The following is a 16533-nucleotide window of genomic DNA, read 5'->3' as shown; positions in this document are numbered from 1 at the left end:
CAGTCGACGCGCGGAAAAATGGTGGGCACGGCGCTATGCGCCATTGCCCACCCTACGGCACCGTCATCCTCGTCTCGCCGCTTCCAGCGCCTGCGGCGTATCGATGTCGAGGAAGGCACTCTCGCCATCGACGGGCACTTCGGCCACGACTTCCGCATGCTTGGCGATCAGATGCCGCGCGCCGATGTCGCCGTCGAGCGTCATCAATTCGCTGAAGAAACGGCGCGACCACAGCACGGGATTGCCGCGGCGGCCCTCGCTCACGGGCACGGCGATCAGATTGCCGCGGTCGGGGGCAAAACTGTCGATCAGGCGGTCGATCAGGCCGGCATCGATCAGCGGCATGTCGCCGAGGCAGACCAGCGCGCCGTCGCTGCCGTCCGGCACGGCCGCGATGCCGGCCTTGACCGAACTTGCGATGCCGCCGGCAAAATCCGAATTGCGAACGAATTTCACCTTCAGGCCTTTGAGCGCCTGCTCGACGAGCTCAGCCTGATGGCCGGTGACGACGATCACCTCGGACGCCTTCGAAGCCAGCACCTGTTCGGTCGCGATCCGCACCAGCTTCTTGCCCTCGAGCTCGGCGAGCAGCTTGTTGGGCCCGCCCATCCGGGTCGAGCGCCCCGCGGCGAGCACGATCGCCGCGACCTGGCTGTTGCCTTCGGTCTCGGGCTTTGCACGCGGCTGCGGCCGCGTGACGATCTCCATCAGGAGGCCGCCGACGCCCATGCCCATCAGCTCGGCGCGCGTCACCTTGATGCCCGCGAGGAGCCGCATCAACACCCAGTCAAAACCGTTCTCGACCGGCGATCGCGCACAGCCTGGCGCGCCCAGCACGGGCACCTGGCCCGCGCGGCCGATCAGCAGCAGATTGCCGGGATCAACGGGCATGCCGAAATGCTCGATGGCGCCGCCGATCTCGGTGATCGCCGCCGGGATCACGTCACGGCGGTCGGCGATCGCGGAGGCCCCGAACACGATGACGAGCTCGGCGCCGAGTCCCAGCAACTCCTTGATCGCAGCCGACAGCGCCGTCTCCTCATGCGGCACCCGCCGCTCGGCGATGATGGTCGCACCCGCGGGCGCGAGCCTCTCGGCAGTGACGCGCAAGGTCTTGTCGACCACCTTGGAGGACATGCCCGGCAACAGCGTCGAGACGACGCCGACGCGCTTGATCACGTAGGGCGCAACCTGCAGCACGTCGCGGCCCGCGGCCTTCACGGCGGCATCGCGCAAACTCCCTTCGACGCCGAACGGAATGATCTTGACCGTGCCGACCATCTCGCCCTCGACCACCGGCTTGAAGGCAGAGAGCGTCGCAAAGGTAATGGCTTCGTCGACATTGTTGATACGATCGACTGCAGCGCGGTCGATCACCAGAACGCCCGGGCGCGCCGCGAACAAATTCGCGCGACCGGTGAAGGCGCGCTCGACATGGATGCCCTCGCCTCCGACCGCCTCCGCAATGCTGGCGGCCGCGACGTCCTCGGAGACGTCGCCCTGCTCCATGCGCACCACGACGATGTCCTTGATGCCGGCACGCGTCAGCGCCTCGACTTCGGCAGGGCCGATCGTCGTGCCTTTCTTCAGCACCAGCGGACCCTGGCGCAGGGTGTGGACGGTCACCCCGCCGATCGCATCCTTCGGGCTCGCCGGGCCGAACTTCATGCCGCTTCTTCTCTTTCTTTCGGAGGCAGGCGAAGCACCGACGTGATCTCGGCCATGATCGACACCGCGATCTCGGACGGCGAGACCGCGCCGATTGCAAGGCCAATCGGCGCATGGATGCGCGCGATGTCGCTATCCTTCGCGCCCTGCGCCCGCAGCCGGTCGCCGCGCTTGGCGTGCGTCTTCCGCGAGCCGAGCGCACCGATATAGAAGCAGTCGCGCTCGAAGGCGTGCAGCAGCGCTGGATCGTCGATCTTGGGATCGTGGGTCAGCGCGACGAAGGCGGTGTAGTGGTCGATGTTGAGCGGCGGCAGCGCGACGTCGGGCCATTCTGCGATCAGTGGCACGTCCGGAAAACGCTCGGGGCTCGCAAAGGCCGTGCGGGGATCGACGACCGTCACGTCATAGCCGAGCGAGCGCGCCATCGGCGCCAGCGCCTGGCTGATATGGACGGCGCCAACGACAACCATCTTCGCGGTCGGCGCATAGACGTTGAGGAAGAGCTTCTTGCCATTGGCCTCGACATTGCCGCTCTTGCCCGTGCGGAGCTGTTTCTCGAGCTCGGCACGCAGCGGATCCTTGGCAAAATCCCTGGCCTTCACCAGCCGCTGCTCGCCGCTCTCGGTATCGGTGACGAGAATGACCGGTCGTCGCGCGGCGCGCTCGGCATTGAGTTCGTGCAGGGTTTCCAGCTTCACGGCTAGCCGACCTTCTCGACGAATACGCGGATGGTGCCGCCGCAGGACAGCCCGACGTTCCAGGCGGTCTCATCGGCCACGCCGAACTCCAGCATTTTTGGCTTGCCCGACTCGATCACGTCCATGGCCTCGGTGACCACCGCACCTTCGACACAGCCGCCCGAGACGGAGCCCAGAAATGTGCCGTCGTCGTTGATCACGAGGCTCGAGCCCGCTGGCCGCGGCGCCGAGCCCCAGGTCTCCACCACCGTTGCGAGGGCAACGCCATGGCCGGCCTTCTGCCAGTCCTCCGCCGCCTTCAGGATATCCTCGTCGCGATCGAGCATGGCCTACCTCTCAAGCTGCGGAACGGATCAGGCTGCGGTGATGCGGCGGCAGCGGCTGGGAGAGCGTCTTGATCAGCTCCTGGATCGAACTCAAATTATGTACGGGGCGGAATTCGTCAACGTGGGGCAGCATCATTTTGATGCCCTGCGCCTTGGCCTCGAAGCCGCCGAACCTGAGCAGCGGGTTCAGCCAGATCAGGCGACGGCAGGAGCGGTGCAGACGGTCCATCTCGAAGGCGAGCTTGGAATCGGCCTCCCGCTCCAGCCCGTCGGAGATCAGCAGCACGATCGCGCCCTGGCTCAGCACGCGGCGTGCCCACAATTTGTTGAAGTTGTGCAGCGAGGTCGCAATGCGCGTGCCTCCGGCCCAATCCTCCACCGCCGCCGAGCAGCTTGCCAGCGCCTCGTCCGGATCGCGCTGGCGCAGCGCACGGGTGACGTTGGTGAGGCGGGTGCCGAACAGGAACACGGAGACGCGCTTGCGGGCGTCCGTGATGGCGTGGAGGAAGTGCAGGAACAGGCGGGTGTATTCGCTCATCGATCCCGAGATATCCAAGAGCGCCACGATCGGCGCCGGCTTCTCGATCCGACCGAGGCGGTGGATGTCGATGATGTCGCCGCCGGTGTGCAGCGAGGCGCGCAAGGTACGGCGCAGGTCGAGGCGCAGCCCGCGCCGATCGGGCCGGTGCCGCCGCGTCAGAAGCTCGGCCTGCGGCAGCCTCATCTTCTCGATCGCGCGCAGCGCTTCGCTGATCTCGGCCGCGCTCATCTGCGCAAAGTCCTTCTTCTGAAGGATTTCCTTGTCGGAGACCGACAGGCGCAGATCCTGCTCCTGGTGCTGCGGCGTCTCCGTCATCTGCGGCTGCGACAGCGCCTCCTGGACGCGGCGCGAGGCCGGCGGCGGCTTCTTCTTGGCATGATCGGGCAGCGGCACCGAATCCAGCATGTGCTTCCACTCTTCGGAAGGCCGGAAGAACAGGTTGAAGGCCTGCTTGAAGATCAGCGCATGCTCGTGGCGCTTGACGAAGATCGCCTCCAGCGTGGTGAAGACGTCGGAGCGGCTGCCGATGTCGATCACCTGGAGCGCGTTGACGGCGTCGATCACCGAGCCGGGGCCGACGGGAAGACCGGCGGCACGAAGCGCGCGGGCGAAGCCGACGATGTTGTCGGCAAACTGCTCGGTCTTGTCAGGCGCAAGGTGATTGATCGCCATGGTCTGCTGCCTCTGCCGTCATTCCGGGGCACGCGAAGCGTAAACCGGAATCTCGAGGTTCCGGGTTCGATGCTTCGCATCGCCCAGGAACGACGACGTTCAATTCTCGCTCGTCGCGTCTTTCAGCACCTTCTGCAAGGCATCGCCCTGCATGCGGACGATGTCGTCCTGATACTTGAGCAGCGCGCCCAGCGTGTCGCCGACGACCTGCGCCGTCAGCGAGCGGGCGTCGAGCTCGGACAGCGCGGTGGCCCAATCGATGGTCTCGGCGACGCCCGGCGACTTGTAGAAATCCTGGTTGCGCAGCGCCTGCACGAAGCGCACGACCTGCTGCGACAGCTTCGCCGAGATGCCGGGCACGCGCGTCTTGACGATGGCGAGCTCGCGCTCGGCGGAGGGATAGTCGACCCAGTGATAGAGACAGCGCCGCTTCAACGCGTCGTGGATCTCGCGGGTGCGGTTGGAGGTGATGATGACGATCGGCGGATGCGGCGCCCTCACGGTGCCGAATTCGGGGATGGTCACCTGGAAGTCGCTGAGGATTTCGAGCAGATACGCCTCGAACGCCTCGTCGGCGCGATCGAGCTCGTCGATCAAGAGCACCGGCGGGCCGGCAACGTCCGGCTCCAGCGCCTGCAGCAGCGGCCGCTTGATCAGATAACGATCGGCGAAGATGTCGGAGGAGAGTTGCTCGCGATCGGTATCGCCGGCGGCCTCCGCCATCCGGATCGCGATCATCTGCGCGGCGCTGTTCCATTCATAGACCGCCGAGGAGACGTCGAGGCCCTCATAGCATTGCAGGCGGATCAGTTTCCGTCCCAGCGCCGCCGACAGCACTTTTGCGATCTCGGTCTTGCCGACGCCGGCCTCGCCTTCCAGGAATAGCGGCCGCCCCATGCGCAGCGACAGATACGTCACCGTCGCCAGCGACCGCTCCGCGAGATAGCCGCGCGAAGTGAGGAGTTCGAGCATCGCATCGACCGATGCCGGCAGTGCCGCTGCAGTCATGAAAGAGCCAGTCTCGCTACGCCCGATCCGGGCCCATCACTCTTTGGCGTTGGCAGCGTCGACGGCGCGCCGCGTCAGCACCCCGATCAGGTGCGCACGATACTCCGCGCTGCCGTGGATATCGCTGTTGAGGCCTTCGGCCGGCACGTCGATGCCGTCGAACACCTTCGAGGAGAAGCGCTTCTTCAAGGCTTCCTCGAACGCAGTAACGCGGAAGACGCCGTCCGAGCCGGCGCCGGTGACGGCGACGCGCACATCCGAGGGACGCCGCGCCACGAACACGCCGACCAGCGCATAGCGCGAGGCCTGGTTGCGGAATTTGACGTAGGCCGCCTTCTTCGGCAGCGGGAACATCACCTTGGTGATGATCTCGTCGGCCTCGAGCGCGGTCGAGAACAGGCCCTGGAAATACTCTTCCGCCTTCAGGCGGCGCTTGTTGGTGACGATGGTGGCGCCGAGCGCGAGCACCGCCGCCGGATAGTCCGCGGTCGGGTCGTTGTTGGCGAGCGAGCCGCCGATCGTGCCCTTGTGACGAACCGCGGGATCGCCGATTCCGCCGGCAAGGCTCGCGAGCGCCGGGATCGCTTCGCCGACGATGGCCGACGTCGCGACATCGGCGTGCTTCGCCGTGGCGCCGATCACCAGCGAACGGCCCTTCATCTCGATGATGTCAAGACCTTCGATATGGGAGAGATCGACGAGATGCGGCGGGCTTGCGAGGCGCTGCTTCATCACGGGAATCAGTGTGTGGCCGCCGGCGATCACCTTGGCGTCCTCGTTCTTCACCAGGAGATTGGCTGCCTGGCGCACGGTCCCAGGGCGATGATACTTGAATTCGTACATAATGGACTTCCTGATCGCGAGATGCGCGCGAGTGTCGGTTTACGCGAGATCGGATTTCGCCATCGCCTTCGCGCCGGCGGCGATCGAGGCGACGATGTTCTGATAGCCGGTGCAGCGGCAGAGATTGCCTTCGAGCTCTTCGCGAATCGTGTGGTCGTCGAGCTCGTGACCTTTGCGATGGACGATGTCGATCGCGGTCATGATCATGCCGGGCGTGCAGAAGCCGCACTGCAAGCCGTGATGCTCGCGGAAGGCCTCCTGCATCGGATGCAGCGGCGCGCCGTCGGCGGCCAGCCCTTCGATGGTCTTGACCTCGTGGCCGTCGGCCATCACCGCAAGCGTGGTGCAGGACTTCACGGCCTTGCCGTCGAGATGCACGACGCAGGCGCCACACTGCGAGGTGTCGCAGCCGACATGGGTCCCGGTCAGCCGCAGATGCTCGCGCAGGAACTGCACCAGCAGGGTGCGGGGGTCGACATTGGCGTTGACGGGATTGCCGTTCACGATAAGGGAGATTTTGGCCATCAGGACTCTCTGGTCAGCGCCCCGCCGGGTCCCGGCGAAGCGGTTCTTATAGTTATTCCAACCCATCATATGGGCCATTGCACCTTCGGGCAACATCGCCCGAAATGCAGGCAGTTATGCCTTAAGGCGTAGGGCTAACCCTGTACCGCCTTGGCGAAATTCGCAAAAAATTCGTCGGCGAGCTTTTTGGCGGCGCCGTTGATCAGGCGCTGGCCGAGCTGCGCCAACTTGCCGCCGATCTGCGCCTCGACATCATAGGAAAGCAGCGTGCCGCCATCCTTCTCCGACAGCTTCACCGCCGCGCCGCCCTTGGCGAAGCCGGCCACGCCGCCCTCGCCTTCACCCGTTATCTTGTAGCCGTTCGGCGGGTCGAGATCACTGAGCATCACCTTGCCCTTGAAGCGCGCCGACACCGGGCCGACCTTCATCTTGGCGACCGCACGAAAACCGCCGTCGTCGGTCTTCTCCAGTTCCTCGCAGCCGGGGATGCAGGCCTTCAGCACCTCGGGATCGTTGAGCTTGGCCCATACGGATTCGCGCGACGCCGCAAGCTGAACTTCGCCGTTCATTGTCATGGCCATGGGCAGCCTCCCGGGATCATTGACGCAATGCTGCTCAAGTAACGCAGGGCCGCCGCAAAGGAAAGGGCGGCCGACGATCACATGCAATGCATATTCGCAACTGCAACAAGTTTGCGCCAGCGGTTTGGGATTGGCAGACGCCGCCCATGGTGATTAGGTCCGGCGCAACATGAGCACATCCCTCTCCCCCCTGCTTGCGCCGATGCTGTCGAGCGCGGCCATGCGCGCGGTCTGCGATGACCGGGCTTACCTGCAATACATGCTCGAATTTGAGGCAGCGCTGGCCCGCTCCGAAGCTGCGACCGGCGTAATTCCCGCGAGCGCGGCTGGCCCAATCGAAGCCGCCTGCAATGCAGCCGCGTTCGACCTTGCCGCGCTTGCGGACGCCGCGACCAGGTCGGGCAACCTGGCGATCCCCCTCGTCAAGGCGCTGACCGCGAGCGTCGCCAAGGCCGATGCGGAGGCGGCGCGCTACGTGCATTGGGGCGCGACCAGCCAGGACGTCATCGACACTGCGACCATGCTGATGCTTCGCGCCGGGATCGATGCGCTGGACGCCGACCTCAGCCGCGCCATCAAAGGGCTCGCCGCACTGGCGCGCGCCCACCGCAACACCGCCATGGTCGCGCGCACCTGGCTGCAGCACGCGCTGCCGATGCCGTTCGGATTGAAGGCCGCCGAATATGCCGCAAGCCTTGCCCGCGCACGCTGCCGGCTGCGGCGGCTGCGCCGCGAAGGCCTCGCGCTGCAATTCGGCGGCGCCGCCGGCACGCTGGCAGCACTCGGCGACAAGGGGCTCGTCGTCGCCGAGCGGCTTGCACAGGAGTTGAACCTGCAATTGCCCGAAGCGCCCTGGCACACCCATCGCGACCGAATCGCCGAGGCGGCATCAAGCCTTGCGATTCTTGCCGGCAGTTGCGGCAAGATCGCCCGCGACGTCTCGCTGATGATGCAGACCGACGTCGCCGAAGCTTTTGAGCCTGCCGGCGAAGGCCGTGGTGGCTCCTCGACCATGCCGCACAAGCGCAATCCGGTCGCAGCGGCAAGTGCGCTTGGGGCCGCTACGATGGCGCCGCAATTGGCCGCGACGATCTTCGCGGCCCAGGTCCAGGATCACGAGCGCAGCGCCGGCCCGTGGCACGCGGAATGGCCGACGCTGCCGCAATTGATGCTGGTCACCTCCGGTGCGCTTGCGGCCATCGTCGATATCGCCGAAGGCCTCGACGTCGACGCGGCGCGCATGCGCGCCAATCTCGACGCGACGCATGGCCTGATCATGGCGGAAGCCGTCACCTTCGCGCTCGCCGAGACGATCGGCAAGAGCGACGCGCATCATCTGGTCGAGGCTGCCAGCAAGAAGGCGGTTGCCGAGAGAAAGCATTTGCGCGACGTGCTCACGGCCGATTCGAATGTCACCGCGCATCTTGCGCCGGAGAAAATTGCGGCATTGTTCGAGCCGATGGCCTATCAAGGCGCTTCCCAGGCCCTGATCGACCGGCTGCTCGACAGCCTCGACCGCGAATAGAACGGAGACCCCGCCATGCCCATGATCGATGCCGACGGGTGCCTGCTCAACGTCTCCGTCGAGGGCCGCGACGGCGGGCCAACGCTGATGCTCTCCAACTCGCTCGGCTGCACGCTGCAGATGTGGGAGCCGCAGATGAAGGCGCTGACGCAGGTGTTCCGCGTCATCCGCTACGACCGCCGCGGCCATGGCAAGTCTACCGTGGCTCCCGGCCCCTATTCGATGGAGCGCTTCGGCCGCGACGTGCTCGCGATCCTCGACGACCTCAACATCGAGAAGGTGCATTGGTGCGGCCTGTCGATGGGCGGCATGGTCGGGCAGTGGCTGGGCGCCAACGCGCCGGAGCGGTTCGGCAAGATCATCCTCGCCAATACGAGCTGCTACTACCCCGATCCGACCAACTGGCTGAACCGCATCAAGGCAGTGAAGGACGGCGGCATCGCAGCGGTGGCTGATACTGTGATCGCCGGCTGGTTGACGGCCGATTTCCGCGAGCGCGAGCCGCAGATCGCCGCGAAGATGAAGGCGATGCTGGTGGCCTCGCCGGTCGAAGGCTATCTCGCCTGCTGCGAGGCACTGTCGACGCTCGACCAGCGCGCGCTGCTGCCGAAGATCAAGAGCCCGACGCTGGTGATCGCCGGCCGCCACGACATGGCAACGCCGATCTCGGCAGGCGAATTGATCCGCAGCCAAATTCCGGGCGCCAGCATGACCATCATCGATGCCGCGCACATCTCCAATGTCGAGCAGCCGCACGCCTTCACCGACGCGGTGGTCGGCTTCTTGACGCAACGCTAGCCGCTATCACCGTCATTCCGGGGCGATGCGAAGCATCGAACCCGGAATCTCGATCATCATCACGACATCGAGATTCCGGGTTCGCCTCTCCGAGGCGCCCCGGAATGACTCACTCTGGAGAAAACATATGGACGACGAAAAGCGCCGCGATGCCGGCATGAAGGTGCGCCGCAAGATCCTCGGCAACGCCTGGGTCGACAAGTCGATCGCCAACCGCAATGCGTTCAACACCGATTTCCAGGACCTCATCACCCGCTACGCGTGGGGCGAGATCTGGACGCGGCCGCATTTCGACGAACGGACGCGGCGCGTGCTCGTCATCGGCACCATGGTCGCGCTCGGGCAATGGGACGAATTCCGCCTGCACGTGCGCGCAGCGCTCGCCGAGGGCGGCTTCACCCCCGACGATATCAAGGAAATCCTTCTTCAGCAGGCGATCTATTGCGGCGTGCCGGCGGCCAACCACGCCGTCAAGGAAGCGTCAGCGATTGTGCAGGAGCTCGGCCTGCTCAAGCCCTAGCGGTGCCGTGGTTTCGACGCGCGGCCGGACCGGCCGCTCGATCACCAGCACGATTGTCGCGCCGAGCAGCAGCAAGAGCTCGGTCGCATGCAGCCTGAGGGCGGCCATCTCGCCGACCTTCGAGGCCATCACCATGCTCGCAAACGACATCAGGCTACCGATGAGAAGCGCAATGGCCAGTGCCTCGTCCGAGCCGCCGGCCTTGCGGACGCGGGGGATCGAGAGCAGCGCCAGGAAAATGGCAAAGAACGCCACCACGGTGAGGCGCCCGAGCGCCAGCAGCCACGCCGCGCGGACCGTGCTCATGCCCGACATCTGGAGCTGGTCGCTGATGAACAGCGCCACCGCGACGCTCGGCCGCTCGTAGAGCCCGTGCACGGGGGCGACCATGATGTTGAAGGCAACCAGCGTCCAGGCCGGGATGAAATAGGCGGCCAGTACCACGCCATTGATTGAGCCGATCCGCCAGTTCTTCAGCATTGCCGCTTCCCGCATGATTTCCGTTGGGCCCGAGCCGGTCGGGCCTTTTGCGGTAGCTAACTCCCCTCGACTTGAGGCGGCAATTTAAACCCTTTGTTTACCTTAACTGCTGTGGACAAGCCTCAGCCGAGCAAAAGGAAAAAGTCCCGCCTTTCGGCGGGACTTTTACAACTTCACGGCTACAACTCCAAGGTGCTTGCACAACTCCAACGTGTTTATGGATCAACGCTGGTCCTGACCATGCTGGCCCGGCTTCTCGCCCTGGCGCATCGGATCCTGCTGCTGCTGTCCGGGTTTCTGGCCGCCGCCCTGCTGCTGCTGATCGGGGCGCTGGCCGGGCTTCTGATTCTGCTGGCCCGGATTCTGGTTCTGCTGCTTCGTCATCGCGGGAAACTCCCTTGTTGGACGTCACAAGAAGAGATAACGGCCCGCATCCATTTTGGTTGCCCGGGAACTTGGTTGCCCGGGAACCGGGTTCCACCCGCCGGTATCGGAACCAGACTGCAAAATGAACTCTGTACAAGCCTTTATGCGGAGGCCAGCCCAGTTGCGGCCGCCAGTTCCCTCCTGTTACAACGATCGGATTGCTCAAGGGCTGCCGGGGCCCAAGAACTCTCTCTCTCAAGAGCTCCCTTTGAGCGGCGTCAAGTTGAGATAACGGCAGCCCATGGATTATTTCGCCCAGCAGCTCATCAACGGCCTCGTCCTCGGTTCGATCTACGGCCTGATCGCCATCGGCTACACGATGGTCTACGGCATCGTCGGCATGATCAATTTCGCCCATGGCGACATCTTCATGATCGGCGGCTTCATCGCCCTGATCACTTTCCTGATCCTGGTCTCGTTCGGCCTGACCGCGGTTCCGATCATCCTGCTGGTCGTGCTCCTGGTCTCGATGGCAATCACCGCGCTCTATGGCTGGACCGTCGAGCGCATCGCCTACCGGCCGCTGCGCCACTCCTTCCGCCTCGCCCCGATGCTCTCGGCTATCGGCATGTCCTTCGTGCTGACCAACTACTCGCAGGTGGCGCAGGGCGCCCGGGTCAAGCCGATCCCGCCGTTGATCACCGGCGGCTACACGTTGCATGAGAGCGCGGACGGTTTCGTGATCCAGCTCTCCAACATCCAGATCCTGGTGGTCGTCACCACGATCGTGCTGCTGCTGATCTTCAACCGCCTTGTATTGCGCACGCGGCTCGGGCGCGACATGCGCGCCTGCGAGCAGGACCAGACCATGGCGGCGCTGCTCGGCGTCAATGTCGACCGCACCATCTCCATGACCTTCGTGATCGGCGCGGCGCTCGCGGCAGTGGCGGGCCTGATGTACCTGCTCTACTATGGCCAGGTCGATTTCAACATGGGCTTCGTCGCCGGCATCAAGGCGTTCACCGCGGCCGTGCTCGGCGGCATCGGCTCACTGCCGGGCGCGGTGCTGGGCGGGCTTGCGATCGGCCTGATCGAGACCTTCTGGTCAGCCTATTTCTCGGTCGAGTACAAGGACGTCGCCGCGTTCTCGATCCTGATCATCGTGCTAATCTTCATGCCGACCGGCCTGCTCGGCCGTCCCGAAGTCGAAAAAGTCTGACGGGTCGCCCGCGTGACAGCTCTTTCGCAAGAAACGGTATCCGCAACCCGCACCGCAGCGGGTATCCCCTTCATCCTGAAAAAGGCCTTCCTGAGCGCTCTCGTCGCGCTGGTGCTGTTTTCGCTGATGATCGGCATCCGCACCGAGGCCGGTCCCGATGGGCAACTGACCTACTGGACGCGGTTCGGCGAACTCGCCTCCATCGTCGGCATCGTGTTCGGAGGATCGATCCTCATCGAATTGCTGCGGCAATGGATCGGCCCTGTCGGCGCCGAGAAGCTGGTGCCACCCGCCGTGCATCGCGGCATGTCGATCGTGGGCCACTATCTGGCGCCGGCGCTGCTGATCTTCACCCTCCTCGTGCCGGTCATCTTCTATAATCAGCGCTACATCCTCGACCTCGCGATCCTCGTGCTCACCTATGTAATGCTGGGATGGGGCTTGAACGTCGTGGTCGGGCTCGCCGGCCTGCTCGATCTAGGCTACGTCGCTTTCTACGCGGTCGGGGCCTATTCCTACGCGCTGCTCGCCACCAATTTCGGCTTGTCGTTCTGGATCTGCCTGCCGCTCGCCGGGATCCTCGCAGCCATGTGGGGCGTTATGCTCGGCTTCCCGGTGCTACGGCTGCGCGGCGACTATCTCGCGATCGTCACGCTCGCTTTCGGCGAGATCATCCGGCTCGTCATCATCAACTGGCAGAGTCTGACCGGCGGGCCCAACGGCGTCACCGGCATTCCGCGCCCCACCCTGTTCGGCATCCCGCTCGACAACAGCGACGACGGGCTGGCCGCAAAGCTCGGCATCGAGTATTCGCCGACCCACCGCATCGTCTTCCTGTTCTACCTGATCCTGGCGCTGGCTCTGCTCACCAACTGGGTGACGATTCGCCTGCGGCGCCTGCCGATCGGCCGCGCCTGGGAAGCATTGCGCGAGGACGAGGTCGCCTGCCGGGCGCTTGGCATCAACACCACGACCACGAAACTGACGGCATTCGCGACGGGCGCGCTGTTCGGCGGCTTCGCCGGCGCCTTCTTCGCCACGCGCCAGGGTTTCATCAGCCCGGAATCCTTCACCTTCCAGGAATCCGCACTGGTGCTTGCGATCGTGGTGCTCGGCGGTATGGGCTCGCAGCTTGGCGTAGCGCTCGCCGCTCTCGCCATGATCGGCGGGTTCGAGCTGTTCCGGGGCCTCGAGATCTTCCGCATGTTGGTTTTCGGCTGGGCGATGGTGCTGATCATGATCTGGCGACCGCGCGGCCTGATCGGCCATCGCGCGCCGACCGTATATCTGAAGAAGGCAAAGGCCATCTCCTCCGACCTCGTCAAGGAAGGCCACGGATGAGCGGCGAGCGTATCCTCAACGTCGATCAGCTCACCATGCGCTTCGGCGGAATCGTCGCCGTGCAGGATCTGTCGTTCTCGGCGAACCGGCGCAAGATTACGGCGCTGATCGGACCGAACGGCGCCGGCAAGACCACGGTGTTCAACTGCATCACCGGCTTCTACAAGCCGACCGGCGGCACCATTCGCCTCACCCACGATGACGGAAAGGAAATCGCGCTCGAGCGGCTCAACGACTTCCGCATCGCCAAGCATGCCAAGGTCGCTCGGACCTTCCAGAACATCCGCCTGTTTCCCGGGATGACCGTGCTGGAAAACCTGATGGTGGCGCAGCACAACATGTTGATGCGCGCCTCCGGTTTCACCTTCCTCGGCCTGATTGGGGCGCCGAACTACCGCAGTGCGGAAGCGCAGGCGATCGCTCTCGCCACCGATTGGCTGAAGCGGGTCAGCCTCCTGGATCGTGCCGACGATGCGGCCGGCAACCTCGCCTATGGCGACCAGCGCCGCCTCGAGATCGCGCGCGCGATGTGCACCGAGCCTGCGCTCCTGTGCCTCGACGAACCGGCTGCCGGCCTCAACGCGCGCGAGAGCGCGGCCTTGAGCGAGCTCCTGCTTTCGATCCGCAACGACCTGGGAACTTCGATCCTCCTGATCGAGCACGACATGTCAGTCGTGATGGAGATCTCCGACCACATCGTGGTGATGGACCACGGCGTGAAGATTGCGCAGGGCACGCCGCGCGAGGTGCGCGACGATCCCAAGGTGATCGCCGCCTATCTCGGCGCCGACGAGGAAGAGGCGATGGCCGTCATGGAGAGCGGATCGTGACGGCAGCATCCCCCCTGCTCGCGATCCGGGGCCTGCGCGCGGCCTACGGCAAGATCGAGGCGCTGAAGGGCGTCGACGTCGAGATCAATTCCGGCGAGATCGTCGCGCTGATCGGCGCCAACGGCGCCGGCAAGTCGACGCTGATGATGACGATCTTCGGCAAGCCGCGCGCCCGCGCCGGGCAGATCCTGTACGAGGGTAAGGACATCACCGCCGTCCCGACTCACGAGATCGCCCATTTGCGCATCGCGCAATCGCCGGAAGGCCGCCGCATCTTCCCGCGGATGAGCGTCGCCGAGAACCTCCAGATGGGGGCCGACGTCACCGACAGCACGCCAGCGGAACGGGAGGGCACGCTCGAGCGCGTATTCGCCCTGTTTCCCCGCCTGAAGGAACGTTTCGCCCAGCGCGGCGGAACCCTGTCCGGTGGCGAGCAGCAGATGCTGGCGATCGGGCGCGCCTTGATGAGCCGCCCTCGCCTGCTCCTGCTCGATGAACCCTCGCTGGGGCTCGCCCCGCTCATCGCGCGGCAGATCTTCGACGCGATCCGCACCCTGAACCGGCAGGACGGCCTGACCGTGCTGATCGTCGAGCAGAACGCCAACCATGCCCTGAAGCTCGCCCATCGCGGCTACGTCATGGTCAACGGCCTGATCACGCTCGCGGGCAGCGGCGCCGAATTGCTGCAGCGCCCTGAAATCCGCGCCGCCTATCTGGAAGGTGGCCGGCACGCCTGACCGGCCCCGTCCTGCGCGAGGAAGCGGCTAGATATCTTTGCCTATGCCCGTATTTTGCCGGTGACTTCTCCGTAAATTCATTCAAGAATGGCGGCGGTTAGAACCGGGTCAACCCGGCAACTCCCAACAAACGACCACCCGCGAGGTATCTCATGAAATCACTGAAGCTCATCGGTCTGGCATTTGGCGCGTCCGTAGCGCTGTCGACGGCAGCGTTCGCGCAGGATATCACCATCGCAGTTGCGGGCCCGATGACTGGCACCGAGTCCGCATTCGGCCGGCAGATGAAGAACGGCGCCGACCTGGCGGTGGCGGACATCAACGCCGCCGGCGGCGTCAACGGCAAGAAGCTCGCGCTCGATGCCGAAGACGACGCCTGCGATCCGAAGCAGGCCCGCTCGGTGGCGGAAAAGATCGCCGGCGCCAAGATCCCGTTCGTCGCCGGGCATTTCTGCTCGTCGTCCTCGATCCCGGCCTCGGAAGCCTATGCTGACGGCAACGTCCTGCAAATCACTCCGGCTTCGACCAACCCGCTCTTCACCGAGCGCAAGCTGTGGAACGTGGCGCGCGTCTGCGGCCGTGACGACCAGCAGGGCCTGATTGCCGCGCAATACATCGGCAAGAACTTCAAGGGCAAGAACATCGCGATCCTCAACGACAAGACCACCTACGGCAAGGGTCTTGCGGACGAGACGAAGAAGGCCCTCAACAAGGCCGGCATTACCGAGAAGCTCTATGAGTCCTATAACAAGGGCGACAAGGACTTCAACGCGATCGTCTCGCGCCTGAAGAAGGACAACATCGACCTCGTCTATATCGGCGGCTACCATCAGGAAGCCGGCCTGATCCTGCGTCAGATGCGCGACCAGGGCCTGAAGACGGTGCTGATGTCGGGCGACGCGCTGGCCGACAAGGAGTATGCCTCCATTACCGGCCCGGCGGGCGAAGGCACGCTGTTCACCTTCGGCCCCGATCCGCGCAACAAGCCGAGCGCGAAGAAGATCGTCGAAGCCTTCAAGGCCAAGGGCATCGATCCGGAGGGCTACACGCTCTACACCTACGCCGCGATGCAGGTCTGGTCGCAAGCCGTGAAGAAGGCTGGCACGACCGATCCGAAGAAGGTGATGGAAACCATCAAGGCCGGCAAGTGGGACACCGTGCTCGGCCCGATCGAGTATGACGCCAAGGGTGACATCAAGCAGATCGACTATGTCGTCTATAAGTGGGACGCCAAGGGCAACTACGCCGAACTCGGCGCCAAGGGCTCCTAAAGAGCGCTCTTAACAACGGCTCCCAACGCCTCGGCGTTGCGGCCATCCTTACAAACGCCCCGGCACGCCGGGGCGTTTTCGCATCCGGCGGTCAGACCGCGGCCTGGAGCTTGCCCGACTGCGCCGTCTTGAGCGCCTGGAGGAGATCGTTGGGCCGGAACGGCTTCTTCACGCAGACGACGTTGGCAAGGCCCGGCGCCTCCTCCATGAAGTCGAGGGCGGTCATGCCGGAGACGGCGACGATCGGGAAGTTCGGGGACATCTCGCGGATCGCCGTCATGACCTCGAGGCCGCTGGTGTCGGCCAGGAAAATGTCCACGATCGCTGCATCGAACGCCGCTTCGCCAAACGCCCTCAGGCCAGCCGCGCCGCTCTCCGCCTCCACGACCTCGAAACGATTGACCCGGAGCACGATGGATACCATCGCCCGGACCTCCTTCTGGTCGTCGATCACGAGGATACGGGGCATGGAACAACTCCCGTCGTCACAAAATTGGTGTCGGTCAAGAAATCTGCCTCCCGGAACGGGATCCCGCCACAGCGGTAGACGTATTATTTCCCCGGTCAGTAAAGACCAGCTTACC

The 16533-nt window shown here is 64.7% G+C and carries 19 protein-coding genes; 8 read left to right on the top strand and 11 right to left on the bottom strand.

The genetic code is table 11. The features are described 5' to 3' along the window. Window positions 1–63: 63 nt before the first annotated feature. The 8 genes from Q3C01_RS20970 to Q3C01_RS20935 form a co-directional block, all read right to left on the bottom strand. Window positions 64–1668, bottom strand: coding sequence for an NTP transferase domain-containing protein (locus tag Q3C01_RS20970; RefSeq protein WP_458147205.1), 1605 nt, complete (start codon window positions 1666–1668; stop codon window positions 64–66). Continuing rightward, window positions 1665–2366, bottom strand: a complete 702-nt coding sequence (locus Q3C01_RS20965) for an XdhC family protein (protein WP_458147204.1) — start codon at window positions 2364–2366, stop codon at window positions 1665–1667. The genes Q3C01_RS20970 and Q3C01_RS20965 overlap by 4 nt, the downstream gene beginning before the upstream one ends. Window positions 2367–2368: 2 nt before the next feature. Beyond that, complete coding sequence (locus Q3C01_RS20960) at window positions 2369–2692, bottom strand: XdhC family protein (protein WP_283041710.1); 324 nt, start codon at window positions 2690–2692, stop codon at window positions 2369–2371. Between the two features lie 10 nt (window positions 2693–2702). Further along, on the bottom strand, window positions 2703–3905 hold the full coding sequence (locus Q3C01_RS20955) for a vWA domain-containing protein (RefSeq protein WP_458147203.1): 1203 nt from the start codon (window positions 3903–3905) through the stop codon (window positions 2703–2705). A 99-nt stretch (window positions 3906–4004) separates the two neighbouring features. After that, a complete protein-coding gene (locus Q3C01_RS20950) occupies window positions 4005–4913 on the bottom strand; it encodes an AAA family ATPase (RefSeq protein WP_458147202.1) in 909 nt (302 codons plus the stop codon). A gap of 36 nt (window positions 4914–4949) precedes the next feature. Then, window positions 4950–5756, bottom strand: coding sequence for an FAD binding domain-containing protein (locus Q3C01_RS20945; protein ID WP_458147201.1), 807 nt, complete (start codon window positions 5754–5756; stop codon window positions 4950–4952). A gap of 39 nt (window positions 5757–5795) precedes the next feature. Further along, window positions 5796–6281: a (2Fe-2S)-binding protein gene (locus Q3C01_RS20940; protein ID WP_027525325.1), complete on the bottom strand. Its 486-nt coding sequence runs from the start codon at window positions 6279–6281 to the stop codon at window positions 5796–5798. A 134-nt stretch (window positions 6282–6415) separates the two neighbouring features. Beyond that, a complete protein-coding gene (locus tag Q3C01_RS20935) occupies window positions 6416–6862 on the bottom strand; it encodes an SRPBCC family protein (protein ID WP_458147200.1) in 447 nt (148 codons plus the stop codon). A 169-nt stretch (window positions 6863–7031) separates the two neighbouring features. On the opposite strand from Q3C01_RS20935, the gene Q3C01_RS20930 reads away from it, so the two are divergent. The 3 genes from Q3C01_RS20930 (at window position 7032) to Q3C01_RS20920 (ending at window position 9705) form a co-directional block, all read left to right on the top strand. After that, window positions 7032–8387 (top strand): 3-carboxy-cis,cis-muconate cycloisomerase, encoded by a 1356-nt coding sequence (locus Q3C01_RS20930; RefSeq protein WP_458147199.1) that lies wholly within the window; start codon window positions 7032–7034, stop codon window positions 8385–8387. Window positions 8388–8402: 15 nt separating this feature from the next. After that, a complete protein-coding gene (gene pcaD, locus Q3C01_RS20925) occupies window positions 8403–9185 on the top strand; it encodes a 3-oxoadipate enol-lactonase (protein ID WP_458147198.1) in 783 nt (260 codons plus the stop codon). A gap of 127 nt (window positions 9186–9312) precedes the next feature. Next, window positions 9313–9705 carry a carboxymuconolactone decarboxylase family protein gene (locus tag Q3C01_RS20920; RefSeq protein ID WP_458147197.1) on the top strand — a complete coding sequence of 131 codons (393 nt, stop codon included), beginning with the start codon at window positions 9313–9315 and terminating at the stop codon, window positions 9703–9705. Here the strand turns inward: Q3C01_RS20920 and Q3C01_RS20915 are convergent. After that, a complete protein-coding gene (locus tag Q3C01_RS20915; protein ID WP_458147196.1) occupies window positions 9667–10185 on the bottom strand; it encodes a hypothetical protein in 519 nt (172 codons plus the stop codon). The genes Q3C01_RS20920 and Q3C01_RS20915 overlap by 39 nt on opposite strands. A 222-nt stretch (window positions 10186–10407) precedes the next feature. Continuing rightward, window positions 10408–10569 (bottom strand): hypothetical protein, encoded by a 162-nt coding sequence (locus tag Q3C01_RS20910; RefSeq protein WP_458147195.1) that lies wholly within the window; start codon window positions 10567–10569, stop codon window positions 10408–10410. 283 nt (window positions 10570–10852) lie between these two features. Here Q3C01_RS20910 and Q3C01_RS20905 point away from each other — a divergent pair, with 283 nt between their 5' ends. From Q3C01_RS20905 to Q3C01_RS20885, 5 genes are all read left to right on the top strand, one after another. Then, a complete protein-coding gene (locus tag Q3C01_RS20905; protein WP_458147194.1) occupies window positions 10853–11770 on the top strand; it encodes an ABC transporter permease subunit in 918 nt (305 codons plus the stop codon). A 12-nt stretch (window positions 11771–11782) separates the two neighbouring features. Then, on the top strand, window positions 11783–13111 hold the full coding sequence (gene livM, locus Q3C01_RS20900; RefSeq protein ID WP_458147193.1) for a high-affinity branched-chain amino acid ABC transporter permease LivM: 1329 nt from the start codon (window positions 11783–11785) through the stop codon (window positions 13109–13111). Next, window positions 13108–13941 carry an ABC transporter ATP-binding protein gene (locus tag Q3C01_RS20895; RefSeq protein WP_458147192.1) on the top strand — a complete coding sequence of 278 codons (834 nt, stop codon included), beginning with the start codon at window positions 13108–13110 and terminating at the stop codon, window positions 13939–13941. The genes livM and Q3C01_RS20895 overlap by 4 nt, the downstream gene beginning before the upstream one ends. Beyond that, window positions 13938–14678, top strand: coding sequence for an ABC transporter ATP-binding protein (locus tag Q3C01_RS20890; protein ID WP_458147191.1), 741 nt, complete (start codon window positions 13938–13940; stop codon window positions 14676–14678). Before Q3C01_RS20895 ends, Q3C01_RS20890 begins: the two co-directional genes overlap by 4 nt. A 152-nt stretch (window positions 14679–14830) precedes the next feature. After that, window positions 14831–15949, top strand: a complete 1119-nt coding sequence (locus tag Q3C01_RS20885; protein ID WP_458147190.1) for a branched-chain amino acid ABC transporter substrate-binding protein — start codon at window positions 14831–14833, stop codon at window positions 15947–15949. Between the two features lie 91 nt (window positions 15950–16040). On the opposite strand, the gene Q3C01_RS20880 is transcribed toward Q3C01_RS20885, so the two are convergent. Beyond that, the gene (locus tag Q3C01_RS20880) at window positions 16041–16418 is read right to left on the bottom strand and encodes a response regulator (protein WP_458147189.1); all 378 of its coding nucleotides are present in this window, start codon (window positions 16416–16418) and stop codon (window positions 16041–16043) included. Window positions 16419–16533: the final 115 nt, after the last annotated feature.

The sequence above is a fragment of the Bradyrhizobium sp. UFLA05-109 genome, assembly GCF_054185165.1.
This window is presented reverse-complemented; position numbering and strand designations above follow the sequence as displayed.

Coding starts and splice junctions, on each gene's coding strand:
- Q3C01_RS20935 (WP_458147200.1), bottom strand. CDS start 6,862: ATGGCCATGACAATGAACGGCGAAGTTCAGCTTGCGGCGTCGCGCGAA.
- Q3C01_RS20915 (WP_458147196.1), bottom strand. CDS start 10,185: ATGCTGAAGAACTGGCGGATCGGCTCAATCAATGGCGTGGTACTGGCC.
- Q3C01_RS20885 (WP_458147190.1), top strand. CDS start 14,831: ATGAAATCACTGAAGCTCATCGGTCTGGCATTTGGCGCGTCCGTAGCG.
- Q3C01_RS20970 (WP_458147205.1), bottom strand. CDS start 1,668: ATGAAGTTCGGCCCGGCGAGCCCGAAGGATGCGATCGGCGGGGTGACC.
- Q3C01_RS20895 (WP_458147192.1), top strand. CDS start 13,108: ATGAGCGGCGAGCGTATCCTCAACGTCGATCAGCTCACCATGCGCTTC.
- Q3C01_RS20910 (WP_458147195.1), bottom strand. CDS start 10,569: ATGACGAAGCAGCAGAACCAGAATCCGGGCCAGCAGAATCAGAAGCCC.
- Q3C01_RS20930 (WP_458147199.1), top strand. CDS start 7,032: ATGAGCACATCCCTCTCCCCCCTGCTTGCGCCGATGCTGTCGAGCGCG.
- Q3C01_RS20960 (WP_283041710.1), bottom strand. CDS start 2,692: ATGCTCGATCGCGACGAGGATATCCTGAAGGCGGCGGAGGACTGGCAG.
- Q3C01_RS20880 (WP_458147189.1), bottom strand. CDS start 16,418: ATGCCCCGTATCCTCGTGATCGACGACCAGAAGGAGGTCCGGGCGATG.
- Q3C01_RS20905 (WP_458147194.1), top strand. CDS start 10,853: ATGGATTATTTCGCCCAGCAGCTCATCAACGGCCTCGTCCTCGGTTCG.
- Q3C01_RS20950 (WP_458147202.1), bottom strand. CDS start 4,913: ATGACTGCAGCGGCACTGCCGGCATCGGTCGATGCGATGCTCGAACTC.
- Q3C01_RS20955 (WP_458147203.1), bottom strand. CDS start 3,905: ATGGCGATCAATCACCTTGCGCCTGACAAGACCGAGCAGTTTGCCGAC.
- pcaD (WP_458147198.1), top strand. CDS start 8,403: ATGCCCATGATCGATGCCGACGGGTGCCTGCTCAACGTCTCCGTCGAG.
- Q3C01_RS20940 (WP_027525325.1), bottom strand. CDS start 6,281: ATGGCCAAAATCTCCCTTATCGTGAACGGCAATCCCGTCAACGCCAAT.
- Q3C01_RS20945 (WP_458147201.1), bottom strand. CDS start 5,756: ATGTACGAATTCAAGTATCATCGCCCTGGGACCGTGCGCCAGGCAGCC.
- Q3C01_RS20920 (WP_458147197.1), top strand. CDS start 9,313: ATGGACGACGAAAAGCGCCGCGATGCCGGCATGAAGGTGCGCCGCAAG.